This window comes from Acinetobacter sp. YH16032, from assembly GCF_013417345.1.
Lineage (GTDB): Bacteria > Pseudomonadota > Gammaproteobacteria > Pseudomonadales > Moraxellaceae > Acinetobacter.
Genome location: NZ_VPEE01000014.1, coordinates 56,322 through 79,073, shown reverse-complemented (window position 1 = coordinate 79,073; position 22,752 = coordinate 56,322). Strand labels below are relative to the sequence as shown.

20 protein-coding genes are annotated in these 22,752 nt (G+C 39.6%); 14 read left to right on the top strand and 6 right to left on the bottom strand.

What is annotated here, in order from left to right; all coding sequences use genetic code 11:
• Positions 1–303 precede the first annotated feature (303 nt).
• Together FTV32_RS09260 and FTV32_RS09255 are read left to right on the top strand one after the other, a co-directional pair.
• Positions 304–573, top strand: coding sequence for a hypothetical protein (locus tag FTV32_RS09260; protein ID WP_155757006.1), 270 nt, complete (start codon positions 304–306; stop codon positions 571–573).
• 60 nt (positions 574–633) lie between these two features.
• Complete coding sequence (locus FTV32_RS09255; RefSeq protein WP_180028497.1) at positions 634–825, top strand: hypothetical protein; 192 nt, start codon at positions 634–636, stop codon at positions 823–825.
• Between the two features lie 363 nt (positions 826–1,188).
• Here the strand turns inward: FTV32_RS09255 and FTV32_RS09250 are convergent, their stop codons facing one another.
• The 4 genes from FTV32_RS09250 to FTV32_RS09235 all read right to left on the bottom strand — a co-directional run bounded on the left by FTV32_RS09250 (position 1,189) and on the right by FTV32_RS09235 (position 4,388).
• Complete coding sequence (locus FTV32_RS09250) at positions 1,189–1,812, bottom strand: LysE family translocator (protein WP_180028496.1); 624 nt, start codon at positions 1,810–1,812, stop codon at positions 1,189–1,191.
• Between the two features lie 148 nt (positions 1,813–1,960).
• Positions 1,961–2,572, bottom strand: coding sequence for an NAD(P)-dependent oxidoreductase (locus FTV32_RS09245; protein ID WP_180028495.1), 612 nt, complete (start codon positions 2,570–2,572; stop codon positions 1,961–1,963).
• Between the two features lie 250 nt (positions 2,573–2,822).
• The gene (locus tag FTV32_RS09240; protein ID WP_218947393.1) at positions 2,823–3,758 is read right to left on the bottom strand and encodes a hypothetical protein; all 936 of its coding nucleotides are present in this window, start codon (positions 3,756–3,758) and stop codon (positions 2,823–2,825) included.
• 72 nt (positions 3,759–3,830) lie between these two features.
• Complete coding sequence (locus FTV32_RS09235) at positions 3,831–4,388, bottom strand: hypothetical protein (protein WP_180028493.1); 558 nt, start codon at positions 4,386–4,388, stop codon at positions 3,831–3,833.
• Positions 4,389–4,630: 242 nt separating this feature from the next.
• Here FTV32_RS09235 and FTV32_RS09230 point away from each other — a divergent pair, with 242 nt between their 5' ends.
• The gene (locus FTV32_RS09230) at positions 4,631–5,524 is read left to right on the top strand and encodes a lysine exporter LysO family protein (RefSeq protein WP_035270265.1); all 894 of its coding nucleotides are present in this window, start codon (positions 4,631–4,633) and stop codon (positions 5,522–5,524) included.
• A gap of 132 nt (positions 5,525–5,656) precedes the next feature.
• Complete coding sequence (gene gshB, locus FTV32_RS09225) at positions 5,657–6,595, top strand: glutathione synthase (protein ID WP_180028492.1); 939 nt, start codon at positions 5,657–5,659, stop codon at positions 6,593–6,595.
• A gap of 19 nt (positions 6,596–6,614) precedes the next feature.
• Here the strand turns inward: gshB and FTV32_RS09220 are convergent, their stop codons facing one another.
• Positions 6,615–7,832, bottom strand: a complete 1,218-nt coding sequence (locus FTV32_RS09220) for a CynX/NimT family MFS transporter (RefSeq protein ID WP_180028491.1) — start codon at positions 7,830–7,832, stop codon at positions 6,615–6,617.
• Positions 7,833–8,225: 393 nt separating this feature from the next.
• Here FTV32_RS09220 and murG point away from each other — a divergent pair, with 393 nt between their 5' ends.
• The 7 genes from murG to lpxC all read left to right on the top strand — a co-directional run bounded on the left by murG (position 8,226) and on the right by lpxC (position 16,322).
• Positions 8,226–9,323 (top strand): undecaprenyldiphospho-muramoylpentapeptide beta-N-acetylglucosaminyltransferase, encoded by a 1,098-nt coding sequence (murG, locus tag FTV32_RS09215; RefSeq protein ID WP_179999161.1) that lies wholly within the window; start codon positions 8,226–8,228, stop codon positions 9,321–9,323.
• 15 nt (positions 9,324–9,338) lie between these two features.
• Positions 9,339–10,787 carry a UDP-N-acetylmuramate--L-alanine ligase gene (gene murC / locus FTV32_RS09210; RefSeq protein ID WP_180028490.1) on the top strand — a complete coding sequence of 483 codons (1,449 nt, stop codon included), beginning with the start codon at positions 9,339–9,341 and terminating at the stop codon, positions 10,785–10,787.
• 55 nt (positions 10,788–10,842) lie between these two features.
• Entirely contained in the window at positions 10,843–11,772 is a 930-nt protein-coding gene (locus tag FTV32_RS09205; RefSeq protein WP_035265835.1) for a D-alanine--D-alanine ligase, read from the top strand.
• Between the two features lie 3 nt (positions 11,773–11,775).
• A complete protein-coding gene (locus FTV32_RS09200; protein WP_035265833.1) occupies positions 11,776–12,630 on the top strand; it encodes a cell division protein FtsQ/DivIB in 855 nt (284 codons plus the stop codon).
• A 61-nt stretch (positions 12,631–12,691) separates the two neighbouring features.
• Complete coding sequence (gene ftsA / locus FTV32_RS09195) at positions 12,692–13,954, top strand: cell division protein FtsA (RefSeq protein WP_035265831.1); 1,263 nt, start codon at positions 12,692–12,694, stop codon at positions 13,952–13,954.
• A gap of 163 nt (positions 13,955–14,117) precedes the next feature.
• On the top strand, positions 14,118–15,296 hold the full coding sequence (gene ftsZ, locus FTV32_RS09190) for a cell division protein FtsZ (protein WP_035265829.1): 1,179 nt from the start codon (positions 14,118–14,120) through the stop codon (positions 15,294–15,296).
• Between the two features lie 123 nt (positions 15,297–15,419).
• Positions 15,420–16,322, top strand: coding sequence for a UDP-3-O-acyl-N-acetylglucosamine deacetylase (gene lpxC, locus FTV32_RS09185; protein WP_035265828.1), 903 nt, complete (start codon positions 15,420–15,422; stop codon positions 16,320–16,322).
• A 97-nt stretch (positions 16,323–16,419) separates the two neighbouring features.
• On the opposite strand, the gene FTV32_RS09180 is transcribed toward lpxC, so the two are convergent.
• A complete protein-coding gene (locus FTV32_RS09180; RefSeq protein ID WP_035265826.1) occupies positions 16,420–16,863 on the bottom strand; it encodes a hypothetical protein in 444 nt (147 codons plus the stop codon).
• Between the two features lie 107 nt (positions 16,864–16,970).
• Here FTV32_RS09180 and FTV32_RS09175 point away from each other — a divergent pair, with 107 nt between their 5' ends.
• The 3 genes from FTV32_RS09175 to FTV32_RS09165 all read left to right on the top strand — a co-directional run bounded on the left by FTV32_RS09175 (position 16,971) and on the right by FTV32_RS09165 (position 22,668).
• Positions 16,971–17,678, top strand: a complete 708-nt coding sequence (locus tag FTV32_RS09175) for a M23 family metallopeptidase (RefSeq protein ID WP_092766513.1) — start codon at positions 16,971–16,973, stop codon at positions 17,676–17,678.
• 302 nt (positions 17,679–17,980) lie between these two features.
• The gene (gene aceE, locus FTV32_RS09170) at positions 17,981–20,683 is read left to right on the top strand and encodes a pyruvate dehydrogenase (acetyl-transferring), homodimeric type (RefSeq protein ID WP_092766512.1); all 2,703 of its coding nucleotides are present in this window, start codon (positions 17,981–17,983) and stop codon (positions 20,681–20,683) included.
• A gap of 2 nt (positions 20,684–20,685) precedes the next feature.
• The gene (locus FTV32_RS09165) at positions 20,686–22,668 is read left to right on the top strand and encodes a 2-oxo acid dehydrogenase subunit E2 (protein WP_092766511.1); all 1,983 of its coding nucleotides are present in this window, start codon (positions 20,686–20,688) and stop codon (positions 22,666–22,668) included.
• The last annotated feature ends 84 nt before the right edge of the window (positions 22,669–22,752 follow it).

Here is a 22,752-nt window from a genome sequence, read left to right as displayed (position 1 = left end):
TTAAGTTCTTTATCCGACATAGACACCAACATATCAAACCGTCCGCTAAGAAAATTGCAAAAGTGCATATTCTAAAAGCGGACATTTTTACTTTGGAGAAACCGGACATTTCTACTTTGGGCTTACAAGTTTCATTTCGCATAACGCCCATTATGTTAAATAGAAGTAAATTTATTTAAAAATATGTTTGATTTAAGTAATTTTAATAATGCTTAACTTTTAATAAACTATATTTAAATATCAAATTAACAATAAAGTTGGTTTTCTTATGTTATTAAAAAAATAGTTTTAATTAGTACAATAATGACTAGTAGTCTTGCTCTTGCATATGATCCTACAACGCCTTCATATTATTTAACTAAAGAATTGTGTGCAGAATATTATGCAGACTGTATTGATGTCTATGGGTCTGCTGGTAGCGGTGGAATGTCAGAGTGTGGAAACTCTTTAAATACATGCATCACTACAGGTGACTGGAATCCACCAAATCTTCCTGTGCCATCATCGAATAGATTATTAAACCTTTTTAGTTCAGAAACTAGAGAAGCTAAAACAATATATACCACGGTCTAATAAATCAGGATCTCAATGTAATATGATTGGGATCCTTACCAACATCTATAGAAGAGAAAAATGGATCAATTAAAAAAAATAAATGATGATTTATATCAAGCCGCAATATTATTAGACAGTATTCCTAGTAAGATTCAATCGGATCCATCACTAGAAAATAGAGAGAATATTTTACTGATAGGAAAAGCTCTCAGTCATATTTTTGAGCTCCAAAATAATATTTATAAAATTCGGCCTGATTTAAAAAAATAATAATCAGCAATAACAGTTCTTTATAGATTTTTTAAGAAATATAACGGCTTATTTGAGAATGCAAAAGTAATATTATATTTGTAATAGTTTCTCTAAAATTAACATAATACACGTTATGCGAAATTCTTATCTGCATCACACAAATTACATTTTTACATCATGCCCAACTTTTCATTCAGCTCTTGTTACCTCATCACTCAAGGACGATTTTGCCACGGTGGGGTATATCAAATGTATAACCTGATCGCAGGCAAGATTCATCTACTCAATGATTTTTATCTTCTGAATAAAAGACGATCATGGCCGGTTGCATCATTAGAAACCCCGGGAATAAATTCATTCATAAATTGTAGTTTAAATAAGTTAAAGAGACTCATAAAAGAGCGCTGTGCTGAATATCCCATACCCAGCGATAGTCATGAGGATCGCGCCACACAAGGCTAAGATTTTTGAATAAATACGTTGTTGAGAAATAGCGTTAAAACCTAAATAGACCAAAGATAGTACGACAAAATCTAGAAGAATCCATGTGATGATTAACAGCGTCAAACTTAAATCTATATTTGGTGTAATTTGAATAAACTGCGGAAAAAAAGCAGTGAAGAAAATAATATCTTTTGGATTGGAAATTCCAACTAAAAGCCCTTTGGAAAAACCACTATCGATCGGCTTGATCTTTGAAGAGGCAGTTTGATTGTGCTGAAAAGTTTCTCTAAGAATTTCAAAACCTAAATAGCCAATATAAAGACATCCTAGGACTTTGATGATGTTGAAAATATGCTCATTAAAATGAAGAACACCCTTAAGTGCAAGAATTGAAAGCGCAATTAAACATAGTGAGGCGACATTAGTGCCTAAAATGGTTTGTAATGCTTTTCGATAACCACCTTTTGCACCTGCACTGGCCACCAAAATCATAACAGGGCCTGGAGTGGCAATCATAATAATGACAGTGAAAATATATAAAAAATACTCAAGATAATTCATAAAAATACTAATTTTTAAATTTTATTTATATGAATATTACAACCTCTTTAGATTTCATACATCTCATTTATTTAAAATATTTCATAGAGTGAAATAAATAATAAAAAAAGGAAGCTTAAGCTTCCTTTTTTAATAATATCATTGAATATTAATAACCGACGCTAAAGCGCTCTTGAATATGGTTATTATTTTCAAGCTCATCACTGAGCGCTACTGCGAAATCTTCTGCAGAGATTTTACTGCCTTCTTCACCAACGATAAGTTCATCTTTACCAAAGCGATATTCACCAGTTCGCTTACCAGGACCGAATTCCGCTGCAGGAGCAATAAAGGTCCAGTCAATGTCGTCCACTTGTTTTAACTTATCAAAGAACTGAATGCCTGCTTCCGCCTCAGCTTTATATGCATCAGGGAAGTCTTCTGTATCGATTACACGCACATTTTGATTTGGTACAGTTAAACCGCCAGCGCCACCAACAACAATATAACGTTTAACTTTTGATTCACGAATAGCATTAAGAAGTGAATTGATATCCAGACCTTGGAAACGTACTGCACTAATTACAGCATCTTGACCTTTCAGCTCATTTACAAGTGCTTCTTGATCATTTAAATCTAAATCTACAGTTAAAACACGCTCTGTATCTGAAACTTTGCTTGTATTACGCGCAATCGCTTTGACGTAGTGTCCACGTGAAACAAGCTCTTCAAGAATACGAGAACCTGCCATGCCTGTTGCACCAATTAAAACTATTTTCATAATGCCCTCATTAAATTTATAACTATGATTATTGGAGTGCTAAATATTTAGTCATCACGATTAAAAAAATGAAATCATGAATGATTAAAATGTAATATTAATTTAGCTTAAAATAAAAAAGATTAATGTATTAAATCTATGTTGATTTATAGTTAAAATAGGAGTGAGAAGTTATTTAATTATTTTAAATGTAAATTTTATGTAATTATAAGCTTGAAAAATATTCATATAAAACCAGTCTAACTTTTATTTATTGTTGAAGTTGGTTTAAAGAAAATCGCCATATATCATTTTTATATCCATAGCTTTCATCTTTCGAGCTTGGTGGATGCTGTAAGATAAAATTATGTAGTTGCTTTTTTTGATCATTATTCAGAACTTCAACAATAGCTGGTTGGTCGACAATTTGATTATTTAAATTCGCAATAATGTCTTCAATCATCTTCGGATTTTTATGCGTAAGTTGTTCTAAAGTCGTGTTATTTCCCTGACCATTTAGCAGATATTGAGAAAGAAATTGTGCTTCGTTTGGTGAGATAGAATTTTGTTGAAGAAGTTCTTGTGCAAGATTGTGCTGAGTTTGGACAGATGCGGTATGCGGTAGGCTAGAAATAAGAACTTGTTTAACCTTTGGATCTAAATTTGGATCCTGAAAACGTTGCTCTAAAGCGCGACTAATTTTCTGTCGAATCAAATCATTTTCAGGTAGGGATTTTTTGAGTTCATGTTCTCGATCAGTCAACAACATCGCATTATTCAGTGCGCCTATCGCTAAGCTTTGAATTTTAGGATTCTGATGTGTTAGAAATGGCAAAATTTGTTCAGCTGCTTCTAAAGGATTGAGAGAAGTAAGTTGAGTCAGGATTTCTTCTATTGCATTTTCATCATGCTGGTTTTGTTCAAGGAGCTGAATTAAATCATGTATTTTTTCTTCTCGATTCGCAGCAGATTGATCCAGTTGAAGTAACTTTTTTGCCCATACGGGTAGGTTAGTGTTGAGTTTCATATCTGCACTATTTTCAGACAAGCTAGTCGCGCGATCTTCATTGCTTTTTAGCGTTGAAGTATTATTATTTTGATTTGATATACTTTGAGTCGTATCTGCTGTCGATTTCAAATACACCCATAAAATTACTGCACAGATCACGAAGATCAAAATAACCAAAAAAATATTTTTCTTATTCATAATATTAAAATATTAAGCTGTCGTTGCCTTCAACATCAGAGATGTGAAGGCAATATAATGGGAATGATTTATTTACACTCGTGTAATTGTGAGTAAGCTACTGTTGAAAGTTCCACGCGGTGTGCTTCCTCCTAGATTACCATTACCTGTCTGAGTGTAGAGCCATTTCGTAAAGCTGTCACATCGGAACGTTCCCTTTTGCCATGTATATTTGCTACAAGCACCGTTGGAGTTATATTGTGAACAGACTTGCACAGCTGGGTTCGGTGTTGCTGAATACAGCGTGTAAGCGACATGAGGTCGTTGCTGATTTGAAATCGCAGTGATTTGATTAGCAGCAGATGAGTAAGGAGATTTATATCCGAAACTTGTTTTGGCCTTTGCTCCCCAATATTTTGTAGTTTTAAATCCACTTAAGCTGACATATTCAATCACATCTACATATGCCGTTTTGTTCATGACTTGAACAATATTGTTTGAACTTACATATACACCTGTATGCCCTAATGCACCAACAATTGGAACGTCGAGGTCTCGACCGAGTACATCACCGACTCGTGTAGGATTGCCTGCTGCTAAAGTAACTGAACTGATAGTGAGTAAACAGAGTGTAGAAATTATTTTAATCATGGACTTGTACCTATTGTTGGAATATCAAGTCCTGTTAGTTTTATTCAACGATGTTAACGTTTGATGTAATTCGTATTTGAAGTTGTAACAATACATAAGAATTTAATTTCACTACTCGATAATTATCTAATATTATAAATATAGACCTTGAGCGCTATTGATTTGAGTTTCAAATAAAAAATTATAATTTCAAACTTTACATTCTTATATCGAATACTTCACACATTAAGTGCTGCATAACTATGATTCAAAATTTAATAATTTCGCTTTTACCTATTCTCATTTCTCTTATATTGGGTTGGGGCATAGGTAAAGCTGCAAACGTTCAAGTTCGCAATATATTGGTTGGTCAAATTACGTTTTTGGTGTGGTTGCTCCTCATCTCTATAGGCTTTCAATTTGGCAGTGTCTTGTTTGATAAAGATCTTGGTTCAAAAATATTAATTGAAGCTTTTATTTATTCTACAGTGTTAAGTGTGATTACCTTTGGACTTTTATTTAATCGTAGCCACTTTAAGGCTGAGCACCAAAAATCATTCAAGGATATGCTCAAACCTATTACCGAATGCTTGATTGCGATTGGAATGGTGTTGATCGGGATGGGGTTATATTGGCTATTACCCAAGACTTTATCAGGGGAAATGTTAAGCGCGATACTATTGTATGTGTTGATTTTTTTAATCGGAGTGGATTTGTCTACGATTAAAATTCAAGCCCTCACTATGAATCATATTAAAGTGCCATTTTTTTCAATCATTGCACTATTTATTGCGGCTTATTTGACGAGTCATATCATGACTCAATCTTTTGTCGAACTCGTTGTGATGGGGAGTGGATTTGGTTGGTTCTCTCTTTCTGGTCCTTTAGTTGCTAAAGTTTTAGGACCTGAGCAGGGAACTTTTGCTTTGATCACAGATCTTGTACGAGAGTTTTATGCGATTGCATTGTTGTATTTATTAGGTCAGCGTTATCCAAAGCCAATCATTGGTGTATGTGGTGCCACGGCGATGGACTCGACTTTACCCTTTGTAAAAAACAATTGTTCACCATTAGATGTACAAATTGCAATTCTCAGTGGATTTTTCCTGACGCTCATTGCGCCGTTTTTTATTATTTTTTTTAGTAGTTTGATATGAATATAAATTCTAATGCTCAGCAGAAATAGGAAAGAGCTTCTCTCAATTTATACAATTGATCCTTTGATAGATTAGTAGATCGTTCACTAAACTTCGTTATAATCGCTTCATTGATAAAATAGAGAACAGATCATGCGCGTACTTGTGGTGATGGATCCCATCGAAAATGTAAACCTCAAAAAAGATTCGACCATGGCAATGCTTTGGGCTGCTGCACGTCGCGGTCATGAGTTAGGGTATGCACTTCAGGAAGATTTATATATCGATCAAGGCAAAGCTTTTGGTTTGATCTCACCACTTAAAGTGTTTGAGGATTATAATCATTACTATGAACTTGGTGAAAAACAGAAAGAATCTTTAGCCGCATACGATGTTGTACTCATGCGTAAAGATCCACCTTTTGATATGAACTTTGTTTATACAACTTATATTCTGGAACAAGCGGAACGTGAAGGTTCCTGGATTATCAATAAACCTCAAAGTTTGCGAGACTGTAACGAAAAGCTGTTCGCTACACAATTTCCAGAACTGCAGGTTCCGACTTTGGTAACTTCACAGCAAAGTTTAATCCGAGAGTTTATTGCTGAACATCAAGATGTGATTGTAAAACCGCTAGATGGGATGGGCGGTATGGGGATTTTCCGTTTAACTACTGCAGGGGCAAATATCGGTTCAACTTTGGAAATGTTGACTCAAATGGGGCAGCAACCGATTATGGCGCAACGTTATATTCCTGAAATTGTGGATGGAGATAAGCGTATTCTGATGGTCAATGGTGAGCCAATTCCATATTGTTTAGCGCGTATCCCACAAAATGGTGAAACGCGAGGTAACCTTGCTGCTGGTGGGCGTGGTGAAGCACGTCCGTTGACTGAAAATGATAAGGTGATTGCTGCTAAAGTTGGACCATTCTTGCGTGAGAAGGGGCTGGTATTTGTTGGTCTTGATGTCATTGGAAACTATGTAACAGAAATTAATGTGACTAGTCCAACGTGTATACGTGAAATAGACGCACAATTTGGTACTTCTATCGCAGATACATTATTTGATGTTTTGGAAGCTGGACGTTAGCTGATCTGCAAAAAAGAGCCTAAATAGGCTCTTTTTTTTGCGTATATATCTTAAATAAATAATAGCTGGTCAATAGTCCTAGGGTGGAAAGACTTACGGTAACCCATGCGGCATTGGACCACTGGTGAGAAGACGAAACGAGAGCTGCTGTTGCTGGGGGAACAAGGAACTGCGCACATGCAGAAATTTGCAGCACTAAGCCCATACTGGATGCTGCTGCATTGACCTGTGGTGCGTATCTAAGCGTATTGGCAAAGACGGTCGTCGGAATAATGCCACCGATAAAAGAAAACAAAATAGCGCACAAATATTGCAACTCAAAAATCAACCAATAGGGTTGTGAAAATACAACCCAGCTACATAAAATTAGACTTAAAAAACTAAATTGAAGTAATTTAAAAGGAGCTATGCCTTTTTGAAGTAATACGCCTGCGCCAAAGGTTCCACCTAAGTTAGATAACACAACCATTGACACCAAAATTCCTGCAAGCTTTAAATCCATATTGAATGAGACATACAAGCTGGGTAAAAAACCTGTGAGTGTGATCCATTGACTGGTATAGCAAGCAAAGATAACGGCTAGACAGAGAATGGGTGGATGGGTCACGGTGACTTTAACAATAGATAAAAAAGAGTTGGAGGTTGATGTGCTCAGTGCCTTTGTCGTTACAGTGGTTTGCTTATCGTCATAACGTAAAAAATGGTAAATCATCAAGGCAACCAGCCAACACAAGGCACCAAATAATGCCCAAATGTGTTGCCAACTGAGCCATTCGAGTAATACAGGGATGGTCAAAATAGCAAGACTAACCCCAACTCCCATATAAGAACTCCATAACCCCATTTTAAAATTCATGGTTTCAGGCGTGCTTAGGCGTTTTAAAATTGCGGGAGCGCAAAGACTAATGGTGAGAAATCCAATACCTTCCATAAATCGAAAAAAATAAAGGCTAACACTATGATCAATCCATAAGCCTGCAAAACTACTCATCCCCAATAGAATGAGTGCAAAAATAAGGCATTTTTTGAGTCCTATTTTCTCAGATACAGCACCAATACACAGGGCAAATAGCATTCCAGCACCTTGAACCAGTGATAAGGATAGGCCTGCTTGGGTGAAACTTAGATTTAAATCTTTTTGAAGAATTGGAATAACAGCAGAAAGTTTACCGACATGAATTGCAGCAAGGTAGCCTGCCAAAATAATCCAAATGTCATAAGATGATATTTTTGACATTTGCGTTTAAAAATCCTTTTATTCGCGAGCTGAATCTCAATGAGATATAGCAATATCATAAATAGAACTGTTGCCTCATACCATTTAGACATAAGTTTATATCCAATATGGCGGTAGCGCAGATACGAAGGAAGAATAGAACTAATACTGTGTTAATGATTAATGTGCACATTAATCATTATTTTGGTCCGTTATAAACTAGATCGAATGGTAAAATACATAAAAAAGGCACACCTCATAATAAATCTAGTTTAAACTCTGAAATCATATGAAAAAAACAATTAAAGGGTCCGTGAAAAAAAGTAAATAAACTTTCATGGATATACGATTGTGATTACAATTGATACCTTATATAAAATTTTCTGTTAGCTCTTAGATTTGAAGAATTAGACCGTGACACAAGCTCAGCATAAACAACCTAAACATGTCATGATGATGGCTGCAGGTACAGGTGGACATGTATTTCCTGCCCTAGCAGTTGCTCAGGAATTACAACAGCAAGGTGTCGAAGTGTCATGGTTGGCAACGCCTTCAGGCATGGAAAATCGCCTGCTTAAAAATCACCACATTCCAATTTATCAAATTGATATTCAGGGTGTCCGTGGCAATGGAATCGTCCGTAAGCTGCAAGCCCCTTTTAAAATTTTAAAAGCAACGCTTAGCGCAATGCGCTATATGAAACGATTAAACGTAGATGCAGTCGCTGGTTTTGGCGGTTATGTTGCGGGTCCTGGTGGTTTGGCTGCGCGTATTCTTGGTATTCCTGTCATCATTCATGAGCAAAATGCAGTAGCGGGTTTCACCAATACGCAATTGGCTCGTGTTGCTAAAACGGTCTGTCAGGCATTCCCGAAAACATTTCCAGAAAATCATAAAATCGTGACTACAGGTAATCCCGTACGTAAGGAAATTTCTGCGATATTGAGTCCTGCTTGGCGATATCAAGAGCGAGAAAAAGCCAATCAACCTATTCGTATTTTAATTGTAGGCGGCTCTTTGGGCGCACAAGCATTGAATGAGCGCGTACCCGAAGCACTGAAACAATTAGATGTTCCTTTAAGTGTTTATCATCAGTGTGGTCAAAATCATGCTGATAGCACGCGGGCACGTTATGCCGATGCTCCTGATCATTTACAGGTAGAAGTTCAACCGTTTATTGAAAATATGGCGGAAGCCTATGCCAATGCCGATCTAGTAATCTGTCGTGCTGGTGCACTGACGGTCACTGAGATTGCTACTGCGGGTGTTGCAGCCGTATTTGTACCTTTGCCAAGTGCGGTAGATGATCACCAAACCGCGAATGCCAAATTCCTAGCAGATATTAATGCTGCAAAAATTTGTCCACAAGCGACACTCACTCCTGATTCATTAAAAGCAGTTTTATTGCCACTCATGAACCGTACATTGTTGACGGAAATGGCTGTTAAAGCACGTCAACAAGCTCAACCAGATGCAACTCAGCGTGTGGTTGGTTTAATTCAAGATTTGTAAGTTTTAGAGAAAATTATGTCTTCAACGAACCCAGCTGATAAAGCAAAAAACCTGATTAAAATTCCTGAAATGCGCCGTATCAAGCATATCCATTTTGTGGGTATTGGTGGTGCAGGAATGTGCGGGATTGCGGAAGTCTTAAAAAACCAAGGCTATAAAGTTTCAGGGTCGGATATTAAAGCCTCTAAAACCACTGCACAGCTTGAAGAAAATGGCATTAAAGTTCATATCGGACACGCTGCTGATAATATTAACGGTGCGAATGTATTGGTTGTATCGACTGCGATTGACCAAGAAAACCCAGAAATTAAAGCAGCGATTGAAACACGCATCCCTGTAGTTCGTCGTGCGGAAATGTTGGGCGAGTTGATGCGTTACCGTCATGGTATTGCGGTTGCAGGCACACATGGTAAAACCACAACAACAAGTTTGGTGACCTGTATGCTTGCTGAAGAAAACATGGATCCGACATACGTGATTGGTGGTTTGCTTAATCGCTCTGGAGTAAATGCTGCTTTAGGTGCGAGTCGTTATATTGTAGCTGAAGCAGATGAATCTGATGCTTCATTCCTATATTTAGAACCAATGGCCGCTATTGTCACCAACATTGATGCTGATCATATGGACACTTATGGTGGTAGCTTCGATGTTTTGAAAGATACTTTTGTTCAATTCTTGCAGAAGCTTCCGTTCTACGGTTTAGCCGTAGTGTGTGGCGATGATCAAAATATTCGTGAAATTATGCCACGTATTGGTCGACCTGTTTTAACTTATGGTTTTAACGAAGATAACGATATTCGTGCTGTAGATGTGGTACAAGAAGGGATGCAATCACATTTTACTGTGCTTCGTAAAAACAAAGAGCCACTCAAGTTAACCATTAATATGCCTGGTTTGCATAACATCCTTAATGCGTTAGCTGCGATTGGTGTGGCAACTGATGAAGGTGTATCTGATGCTGCAATCGCTCGTGCTTTAGAAAGTTTTAGTGGTGTAGGGCGTCGTTTCCAAATTCAAGGTGAATTTGAGTTAGGTGATGGAACGGTCAAACTGGTTGATGATTATGGTCACCATCCAAAAGAAGTTGAAGCAACGATTAAAGCTGCGCGTGCAAGTCATCCTGATCGTAGACTTGTGATGATGTTCCAACCTCACCGTTTTAGCCGTACACGTGATTGTTTTGATGATTTCGTTGATGTCTTGTCACAAGTCGATCAATTACTGCTATTAGAAGTATATTCTGCAGGTGAAAAGCCGATTGTTGGTGCAGATAGTCGCTCATTGGCAAGAAGTATCCGATTGCGTGGTGATGTTGAACCAATCTTGATTGATCCAGTAGAAGGGAATTTGCCAAATGTGATACAAAAAGTGTTACAAGCAAATGACTTGTTATTGACTCAAGGTGCGGGTAACGTTGGAGCAATTTCAATTGAGCTTGCTCAGAACCAGCTCTATTTAAAATAATCGTCGTTTGATGATTTGGCTAAATTGAAAATTTTATAAGTTTAAGGAACTAAACGTGTCAAATGCTTCTAAATTCGGCAAAGTTGCTGTATTGCTTGGTGGTAAATCTGCAGAGCGTGAGGTGTCATTAGATAGTGGTAAGGCTGTACTTGAAGCATTGGTACGTTCAGGGGTGAATGCAGAGGGTTTTGACCCTCAAGAACGCAGTGTGACTGAACTGGTAAATTACGATCGTGCATTTATTGTGTTACATGGTCGTGGTGGAGAAGATGGTCAAATCCAAGGCGCATTAGAGTGGTTAAATATTCCATATACTGGAACTGGTGTGCAGGGGTCGGCTATCGGAATGGATAAAGTAAAGACCAAGCAAATTTGGCAAGGTTCTGAACTTCCTACAGCGCCATACCGTATTGTTTCTAAAGATACTGATGCACAAGCACTCGTTGCAGAGCTTGGATTACCACTGATTATCAAACCCGTGCACGAAGGCTCGAGTGTGGGCATGAGTAAGGTTGAGAAAGCAGAGGATTTAGCTGAAGCAATTAAAAAAGCGACTCAACATGATGCCGTGGTCATGGCTGAGAAGTGGATTACAGGTCGTGAATTTACGATTTCATTTTTAAACGGACAACCATTACCAGTCATCCGTTTACAACCTCCAGCTGATGTAGCCTTTTATGATTATGAAGCTAAATACCAACGTAATGATGTTGAATATGGTATCCCTTGTGGTTTGAGTGAAGCTGAAGAAAAAAGTTTACAAGCGCTTTGCTTACGAGCGTTTCAAGCTGTTGGGGCAAGTGGTTGGGGTAGAATTGATGCTATGCAGGACGAGCAAGGTCAATTTTGGCTGCTAGAAGTGAATACTGTTCCAGGCATGACCAGTCATTCATTGGTACCAAAAGCAGCTCAAGCAGTAGGTTATAGTTTTGAAGATTTGTGTTTGGCTATTTTAGAGCAAACCTTAGCGAAAGAATCACACTAAGTTATGGCTCAACTACCTCCATCGATGCGTCGCAAACGTGCGGCGATTACATCGATTCATGACAAACCACCGACTCGCAAAGAGAAAATGATTAATGCGGGTGGTTGGGTCATGCTTATTTTTGCATGTTGTGTACTTTTGGTCGGGATTTATGGCTTATATAGCGTCATGACCAGTGCAAAGGTAGCATCTTTGGATGTGGTTGGTCTGCAAGCCGAGCCTGAAATTAGTCAAGTGAAACAGCAGTTAATGCCTACCATTACAGGCAATTATTTTACTGCTGATCTTGAGCAAATTCGTGATAAGGCATTAGAGATTTCTTGGGTAGATCGAGTGGTCATTTCTAGAGCTTGGCCAGACGGTATTAAGGTTCGTGTTATTCCGAAACATCCGATTGCACGTTGGGGAACAGGACGTCTGTTAAGTGATCAGGGTGTGGTCTATACAGAGGCATATTCTAGAAATCACGCAAATTTACCACTTATGCATGGTCCGTCAGATCAGTCAAAAGTCATGATGAGACGTTATCATGAAATTAATCAACTGTTTAGTCCAGTGAATCTGCGTTTGAAAGAGCTATATTTAACAGATCGTCGGACATGGTTTATGCAGTTCGATTCGGGTTTACGTATTATTGTGGATCAGGATCAGACTATGAGCAAACTGCAACGATTGAGTCACTTATCTCAAGCAGATCTGAAAGTGGTTTGGCCAAGAGTTTCAGCGATTGACTTACGTTACCGAAATGGCTTGGCGATTCAATGGAAAAATGCGACACCACCAAAGATTATAAATGGTCAGTTTGTTGTAACCATTAATGACATTAACATTGCAGATTCAAGAGTTGCAAAGCCATAATACGTGGCTTTAAAAATAGGCATAAGCCAGATATAAACAATGAAGAAAATGGTAGTGAATCATGAATGAGGCTGTTCCCTCAGTTGTTGCGATAGACATTGGGACACATAAAGTTTCAGTTCTAATTGGTAAAGTGCATGCGCCGGATAATATCCAGGTCATCGGTATGGCGACTGCGCGAAATAAAGGCATGAACAAAGGAAAAATTGTTAGCCTTGAAAAAGTGATCTCTGCGATTAAGAATGCGGTACAAGAAGCAGAAGATATGGCGGAGTGTCGTGTGCATTCAGCATGGGTATCGATCCCGAGTACAGAACTGCAAAGTGCTTATGCGACAGGCCGGACACCGATTTCTAATCCAGAACGCACCATTACGACTTCAGAAGTGGTTAAAGCTTTAGAAATGGCAAAAGCCAGTCATTTAACTTCTGATCATTATCTTGCAAGTGCAGTCCCATTGGGTTTTGAGTTGGATGATTCACCTGAGTGGGTGCATAATCCAATTAACCTTTCAGCAAATAGCATGACGGCGCATTATCAACTCATGATGCTACCAATCAGCACCATGCAAAATTTAGATCGTGCAATGAAAGGCGCCAATATTTTTGTCGAAAAGATGGTGATTTCATGTTTAGCAACGGCTGAAGGTGCATTGCTGAAAGATGAAAAAGAGTATGGTGTATGCTTATTGGATATTGGGGCTGGTACAACCAATATTGCAGTTTATATTGAAGGTCATTTAGTGCTAGCACACACCATTCAACGTGGTGGTGAAAATGTAACGCGTGATATCGCCGCAGTATTGCAAACGACGACCGAAGAAGCTGAACGACTCAAATTGCTTTACGGTTGTGTTGATTTACAGCAAGTCAAACCTGAACATATGATCGAGTTTGAAGCGATCGATGGTCCTCAAGCGATCAGTCGGATTGAGCTATCAGAGATTATTATTGCACGTTACGAAGAAATTCTTTCTATGGTGCGTGATGAGTTACAACAACGTGGTGCGCTACAAAGTTTATATCACGGTGTAGTTTTAAGTGGTGATGCATGTCAGATTGAGGGTATGATCACATTATCACGTCGTATGTTGGGTGTTTCTGCTCATTTAGGCAACCCTCCGCTACAAGTATATGCGGATGATCAACATTTACCTGCATTAAGACGTTCAATGTATTCTACCGCAACAGGACTGCTGTTATTTAGTCAAAGCGATTTACAAGAATCAGTTGAGCAACCTGAAGAAGTGAATAAGCGTCCATTATTAGAGCGCATAGCGAATGGTTGGAATGCGTTTAATAACAAATTGAAAGGTATTTTTTAAGTTTAGTTTTTAAGGGAGTATTGTTTGCAACTTGTAAGAGCAACTTCATGTGCTTGACAACAATGTGATTGCAACGCATCCTAAAAACAAATTTTTATTATTGAAGATCAAGGCAGTATACGGGCTTAAGTGACTGCCAAATTTATTAGGAAAAGTTAAGGTCATGGCTTCATTTGAATTTTTAGAAGATGAACAAACCGATAATAACGGTCAAGCCCGTTTTACTGTGTTTGGTGTTGGTGGCGGTGGTGGTAATGCCGTACAACACATGGTGCAATCTGATATCAAAGGCGTGAAATTTGTTTGTGCAAATACAGATAAACAAGCTTTGGATCGTATGAATGCGCCATTCAAAATCCAATTGGGCCAACAAAGTACGCGTGGACTAGGTGCAGGAGCAAATCCTGATGTCGGTCAAATTGCAGCAGAAGAAAGTCGCGAATTAATCCGTCAGCATCTGGAAGGTGCAGATATGGTATTTGTTACTGCCGGCATGGGTGGTGGTACTGGTACTGGCGCAGCACCAGTCGTGGCTGAAATAGCACAAGAAATGGGTATTTTGACGGTTGGTGTTGTCACCACTCCATTTAACTTCGAGGGTCGTCGTCGTCAACGTTCTGCTGAAAAAGGGATCGAAGAACTTGAAAAGCATGTTGACTCATTGATTATCATTCCAAACCAACGCCTACTTAGCGTTTATGGTGATATCTCAATGCAAGATGCTTATCGCAAAGCGGATGATGTCTTGCTTAACGCGGTACGAAGTATCTTTGATTTAGTTGTGCGTCCTGGTCATATCAACCTTGACTTCGCCGATTTAAAAACAGCGATGAGCACACGTGGTTATGCGATGATGGGTGAAGGTAAGAGTAGCGGTCCAGATCGTGCTGAAGATGCAGCGCGTCTTGCGATTCGCAGTCCGTTGCTTGACAACGTAAATATTATGAACGCGAAGGGTGTTTTAATTAATATCACTGGCGGTAATGATGTTACGTTGCGTGAAACTGAAATTATCACAGATGTTGTCAATCAAATTGTTGATCTGGATGAAGGTGAAGTCTTCTTTGGTACAGTATTTGATCCAGATGCGCGTGATGAAATCCGTGTTACAGTGATTGCGACAGGTTTAACTCGTAATGCGAATGAAACGGAAGTGAAGCGCCGTGCGCCAGTGAGTGTAAACCCATCAGTTGGTGGACAAGCTGCTGCTTTGGATGAAGATGATGTTCCAGCAATCAGTAAACGTCAGAATCAAGAGAGTGTAGCCCCAGAGCCTTCTGCAGCGCCTCGATCTGCACCAATGAGTATTCAAGATTATCTTAAAAATCAACAGCGTAAATAACATGTAACATAATGTGTTTACGATGATCAAACAGAAAAGGTGGCGCTTATGCCACCTTTTTGATTTTTATCAATGGCTAAATGTGCTAACGTATACTAGATTTTAGATGAATATTGAAGAAACATGTTGAAGCAACGCACCCTGAAACGAGTCGTGAAAGCGAGTGGTATCGGATTACACAGTGGGCAAAAAGTAATGATTAACTTTGTACCACATGTCGCTGATGGGGGTATTGTTTTTCGCCGTATTGATTTAAATCCGCCCGTAGATATCCCTGCTAATGCGATGCTGATTCAAGAAGCATTTATGTGTTCAAATTTGGTACAAGAAAATGCCAAAGTTGGGACTATCGAACATATTATGAGTGCGATTGCAGGTCTTGGTATTGATAATCTGATTATTGAAGTATCAGCTTCAGAAGTTCCAATTATGGATGGAAGCGCCGGTCCATTTATCTATTTACTCATGCAAGGTGAGTTGATGGAGCAAGAAGCGCCTAAAAAATTTATAAAAATATTAAAGCCTGTAGAAGCATTAATTGACGATAAGCGCGCTATTTTTAATCCGCATGATGGTTTTCAACTTAATTTTACGATTGATTTCGATCACCCTGCCTTTGCCAAAGAATATCAGTCTGCCAGTATTGATTTCTCAACGGAAACATTTGTTTATGAAGTCAGTGAGGCACGTACTTTCGGCTTTATGAAAGATTTGGATTATCTTAAGGCGAATAATTTAGCTTTGGGTGCTAGTTTAGAGAATGCAATTGGTGTTGATGATTCAGGTGTCGTGAACGAAGAAGGCTTACGATTTGTTGATGAATTTGTACGTCATAAAATATTAGATGCGGTGGGTGATCTTTATTTACTCGGACATCAAATTATTGCGAAGTTTGATGGTTACAAATCTGGACATGCACTCAATAATCAACTGCTTCGCAATGTTCAGAGTGATCCATCTAATTATGAAATTGTAACATTTGATGACGAAAAGTCTTGTCCAATTCAATATGTAAGTGTGATCTAAGTCATTGTCTTCAGGTTAAATGTTATAGTGTAACATTGTTAAGTGTGACTTAATTTGCCTTTAAAATAGTGAATGACGTTTAAATCAAATGGTCCTGTTACTTTTTATTGCTTGCCAAACGTATCATAGCTTGGCTAAGCTTAGGATCGTTCACAAAACTAGCAGCGTTGAGTAACATTTCTTGCGTTGTCGGACATAAAGAAGTTTTGGAATTTTCAGTTTGTGTTTGGGGAATTTCTTTTTTTGCTCGAAGACGAACTTGGATTTTTTGTAAATCTTTGAGTTCAGGGATTTGTGATAACTGAGAAATATACTGTTTTTGAAGGTAACCGAGTTGACTAATCATGGCTTGATTTTCACCGGTGATGGTCAAAATACCGTATTGATAACAGACAACTTGCCATTGTTCATTTTTGGGCAATAGCGGTTGAATTAATTTTGTAAGTCTCTGCCAGTCAGCAACTTGCTTTGTGAGAAACGATAAGTTTCCTGTTTTTATGTGTTGTCTTGTTTGTTGAAACATATTTTTTGGTTCTGACATACATTGTTCCTACATTGTTTTGTCTTAATCTTAAACGCTTGTTTCTTTCGATATCAAGGAAGAGATCACACAAGAGACTTGAGTAAGAACAGTTTAATGAGGTTTATATGTATACGCGACGTATTTTATTAGCGTTTTCTTTAGCAGCTTCAGCAGCTTCGGTTGCATTTGCAGATTTAGTTCAATTAGATGCCACACAAGCCTCCAATCCTGATCGATTGGAAGAGTTAACAAGAACACTATCACAAGGTTCTTATAGTCATCCTGATGACATGGACATTCCAGCGACAGCACAAGTCGATGTGAAAGTTCGAGCAAAGGCGGATCCAATCGAATTAAATAATGCGCTGCTTAATAGTAAATACCCTGCTCAAAAAACTACGACGACAAGTTCAAATCGTTACTCTTCAAATAATGCATATTCATGGTTAGTGACCCACCCACTTCCAAGTGGTCGTGTCAGTTCAAATTATGGCGGCCGAACAATGGGCGGACGTGCTGAAAACCATTCTGGTTTGGATCTTGCGGCACCAACAGGAACTCCAATATATGCAACTGGTCCAGGAATAGTGACTAAATCAGGTTGGGGCACAGGTTATGGTCAATATGTCGAAATCAACCACGGTAATGGGTATATCACACGATATGCACATGCTTCACGCTTAATTGCTAAAGTAGGTGATAAAGTCACTGCTGGTGAGCATATTGCCAATGTAGGTTGTACTGGACGCTGTACTGGTCCTCACTTACATTATGAAGTGGTCAAAGATGGTCAGCGTAAAAATCCTTCAACTTACCTAGCGATGTTGCCTTAATTAATTATCAAACCTCATTAATACACATCCATTGTTAAGTCATTTGAATAAATCGCCAAGCATAGTCTTGGCGATTTTCGTTTTTGCAGTCAGGTCACCTGACTAAATTCAAGATTAAAATAAAGCTTTGTATAAAAAAACAGCAGAATTGGCGTTTTAGTGTTAATTTGTGTAATAAATGGTCAAGTACTATTTATTATCGAAATATTATTCTAATGTCGTATTCATTTATAGCCATAACTGCGTATCGCGAAAATATGTTAAATATAGGGCATACAAATAGGCATGAATATAGGTGTAATATGGCGTATTACGGTGATACCGACGCACAAGAAACCCAAGAGTGGCAGGACGCTTTTGACTCTGTTTTACAGCATATGGGGACGGAAAGAGCAGCCTTTCTTCTTGAAAAACTGTATCAACGTGCGATTGCGAAACATGTTCCCATTCAGCGTCTAAATACTCCTTACTTAAATACGATTTCAGTAGAAGAGCAACCTGCAATGCCTGGTGATCCAGATATGGAGCGCCGAATTCGTGCTTTGATTCGTTGGAATGCTTTAGCAATGGTGCTTCGCGCCAATAAAACAGGCGACGATCTTGGTGGTCACTTAGCCAGCTTTGCATCTTCTGCAACTTTATATGATGTTGGCTTTAACCATTTCTTCCGTGCCAACAGTGATAACTTCGGCGGTGACATGATTTATTATCAAGGTCACTGTGCACCAGGGATTTATGCGCGTTCATTTTTGGAAGGTCGTTTAACTGAAGAGCATCTGAACAATTTCCGTCGTGAAGTTGATGGTATTGGTTTACCTTCGTACCCACATCCGTACTTAATGCCAGACTATTGGCAGTTCCCAACGGTATCGATGGGTCTAGGTCCAATCATGTCCATTTATCAAGCACATATTCAAAAGTACTTGATGAACCGCGGTTTGATTAAAGAAGAAGATCGTAAGGTTTGGGCTTATCTCGGCGATGGTGAGATGGATGAACCAGAAAGTACTGGTGCAATCTCGTTGGCAGGTCGTGAAAAGCTAGACAACTTGGTTTGGGTTGTAAACTGTAACTTGCAACGTTTAGATGGTCCAGTTCGTGGTAATGGTAAGATCATCCAAGAACTTGAGTCTTTATTCCGTGGTGCAGGTTGGCGCGTGATTAAAGTAGTATGGGGTCGTCATTGGGATCCACTACTTGCTAAAGATGAATCTGGTGCGCTTAAAGCCATTATGGAAGAAGCTGTAGATGGTGATTATCAGCGTTATCAAGTGAAAGGTGGTGCTTATACACGTGCACACTTCTTTGGTAAATATCCTGAAGCTGAAGAGTTAGTTAAACACTTAAGTGATGAAGATATCGATAATTTAAATCGTGGCGGTCACGATCCTTACAAAGTATATGCTGCCTATGCAGAAGCCATGAAATCTACAGGTCAGCCAACGGTTATTCTCGCGAAAACTGTTAAAGGTTACGGCTTATCTGAAGAAATTGAAGCGGTCAATAAAACGCATCAAATCAAGAAAATGCAACTTGAATCGCTTAAATATGTACGTAATCGTTTCAACTTGCCATTTACCGATGAGCAACTTGAAGAAGTTCCATTTTATCGCCCAAGTGAAAACTCGCCTGAAATTAAGTATATGAAGGCTCGCCGTGAGGCATTAGGTGGTTACTTACCAGCACGTCGTAAAGAGAGCGAATCTTTAGCGATTCCTGAGTTGTCTGTATTTGATGCAGTGTTAGCTGGTTCTAATGGTAAGCAACAATCAACGACCATGGTGATGGTACGTTTAATCTCTGCACTACTGAAAGAAAAAGCAATTAAAGACCGTGTGGTACCAATTGTTCCAGATGAGGCGCGTACTTTCGGTTTAGAAGGGATGTTCCGTCAATTGGGCATTTATGCCGCGCACGGTCAAAAATATACCCCTGAAGATCAAGAGCAGTTGATGCATTACCGTGAAGCGAAAGATGGTCATATGCTTCAAGAGGGGATCAATGAAGCAGGTGCGATGAGTGCTTGGGCTGCTTTAGGAACAAGTTATTCAACCAATAACCTTCCTATGATCCCGATGTACATGTATTACTCAATGTTTGGCTTCCAACGTATTGGTGATATTGCATGGGCGGCAGGTGATGCACAGGCGCAAGGTTTCTTATTGGGTGCAACTGCTGGTCGTACTACGCTGAATGGTGAAGGTCTACAGCATCAAGATGGTCACTCACATATTCTTGCAAATACGATTCCAAATTGTATTTCTTATGATCCATGTTTCGGATATGAACTTGCGGTGATTGTACATGACGGTCTAAAACGCATGTATGTGGATCAGGAGCGTGTGTTCTATTACTTAACTGTAATGAATGAGAACTATGAGCATCCAGCGATGCCACAAGGTGCTGAAGAAGGCATTAAACGTGGTATGTATTTACTTGAGGAAGATGAAAAAGCCACAGTTCAGCTTTTAGGTTCAGGTGTAATTCTGCGTGAAGTGATTAAAGCGGCTCAAATCTTACGTGATGAATATCAAATTCATTCGAATGTCTACAGCGTAACAAGCTTTAATGAGCTTGCACGTGATGGTATGGCGTGCGAAGAATATAATCGTTTACATCCACTTACTGAAGATGTGAAAGAAGCATGGGTGTCGAAGCAGTTGCGTGGTACGAAAGGTATCGTCGTTTCTGCAACAGATCATATGCGTGCTTACAGTGAGCAAATTCGCGCTTACCTTCCAGATAATCGTCCATTTGTAGCATTAGGTACAGACGGTTATGGTCGCTCAGATACACGTGCAAAACTTCGTAGCTACTTTGGTGTAGATGCTGCGCATATTGTGGTTGCGACATTGAAGAAACTTGCTGACGAGGGTGAAGTAGATGCGCGTCTAGTTAAGGATGCGATTTCTAGCTTTGAATTAGATACTGACCGTCCAGTCGCTTGGGCACCTCAAACAACGCCTGAACTTCACGCTGTAGCTGACTACAAAGAGGAGAACTAAGCATGCAAATTACGACTCCTGATATTGGTGTAGATAAAGCCACAGTGGCTGAAATTTTGGTCAAAGTGGGTGATACGATTAGTGTCGATGACAGCATTGTTTTGTTGGAGTCTGACAAAGCATCTGTTGAAGTGCCAAGCACTTCAGCAGGTGTGGTGAAAAGTATTCTGGTGAGCCTTGGTGACGAAGTTGCTGAAGGTGCGGCTTTGGTAGAGCTTGAAGCGGAGGGGCAAACGTCATCTGAAGCACCTACAGCACAAGTTGAAGAATCGAAAGCACAAGCTCACGCAGAACCTGTAGCCCAATCTCAAGCGGAAGCGCCTAAAGCAGCATCAACGGCGTCTGAAACCGTTGATGTACAAGTACCAGACATTGGTGTTGAAAAAGCCACTGTGGGTGAGATCTTGGTTGCGGTTGGCGACGAAATTGATGCCGATCAAAGTATCATTGTCGTTGAGTCTGACAAAGCGACAGTTGAAGTTCCAAGTGCTGTTGCGGGTACAGTTGAATCGATTGAAATTTCAGTCGGTGATACAGTGAAAGAAGGTGTTGTGATTCTGAAAGTGAAAACAGCAGCTTCAGCATCAACCGCGGCGCAAGCTTCTGCAGAAACTACACCGACGACTGTTCCATCTGCAGAGGCACCACCTGCAGAATCAACAAAAGCGACAGTTGCTTCAGCGCCAGCAGGTAAAATTGAGATCGCTGTCCCTGACTTAGGTGTAGACAAAGCTGCCGTAGCTGAAATTTTAGTGGCTGTTGGTGATAAGGTTGAAAAAGACCAAAGCATCATTGTGGTTGAATCAGATAAAGCGACCGTTGAAGTACCAAGTACCACCACAGGTGTGATTACCGCAATTCATATTGAATTGGGTCAAAATGTGTCTGAAGGTGTGGCTTTAGTCACGATTGAAGCTGAAGGTCAAGCAACCCCAGTTACAGAAGCCCCTGTATCAGCACCAGTGAGTACAAAAGCGGAAGCACCAAAAGCTGCCCCTGCGCAAGCAGCGGTTGCTCCTGTACAAACAGCAGCCCCTTCAGCAGATAAACTGACCAAAGAGCAAAATGCAGCAAATGCCAAAGTATATGCTGGTCCTGCGGTACGTAAGTTGGCGCGTGAGCTTGGTGTTGTGTTGGCAGAAGTCAAAGCTTCTGGTCCACATGCACGCTTAATGAAAGAAGACATCTTTGCGTATGTGAAAACACGTTTAACTGCACCAGCACCTGTAACTGCTGCACCGACAGTTGCTGCACCAGCAGGATTGCCTAAATTACCAAGTTTTGATGCCTTTGGTGGTGTAGAAGAAAAAGCGTTAACACGTTTACAGCAAGTGTCTATTCCACAGTTGTCATTGAACAATTATATCCCGCAAGTGACCCAATTCGATGCGGCAGATATTACGGAGCTTGAAGCATGGCGTAATGAGCTTAAAGGCAACTTTAAGAAAGAAGGCATTAGCCTGACCATTATGGCATTCATCATCAAGGCTGTAGCGCATTTGCTAAAAGAAGAACGTGAGTTTGCAGGTCACTTGTCTGATGATGGCAAAACCGTATTACTGCGTAAAGAAATCCATATGGGCATTGCTGTTGCTACACCAGATGGTTTAACAGTGCCTGTGCTACGTAATCCAGATCAAAAATCAATTAAGCAAATCGCAGTTGAACTCGGTGAGTTGGGTCAAAAAGCACGTGATAAGAAATTGTCACCGAAAGATCTGCAAGGTGCCAACTTCACGATTTCAAGCCTAGGCGCAATTGGTGGTACGGCATTCACTCCGCTTGTCAACTGGCCGCAAGTGGCAATCTTGGGTATTTCACCTGCAACGATGCAACCTGTGTGGAATGGACAAGGTTTTGATCCACGTTTAATGCTTCCATTGTCATTGTCTTATGACCATCGTGTCATTAATGGTGCTGATGCTGCTCGCTTTACCAATAAACTGACGAAGCTGCTTAAAGATATTCGTACATTGCTCATCTAAATATTTTTAACGTATTTTGTCTGCAGAATCAAAACCTCACTTCGGTGGGGTTTTTATTTGTAAAAACAAAAAGCCAGGCTTATA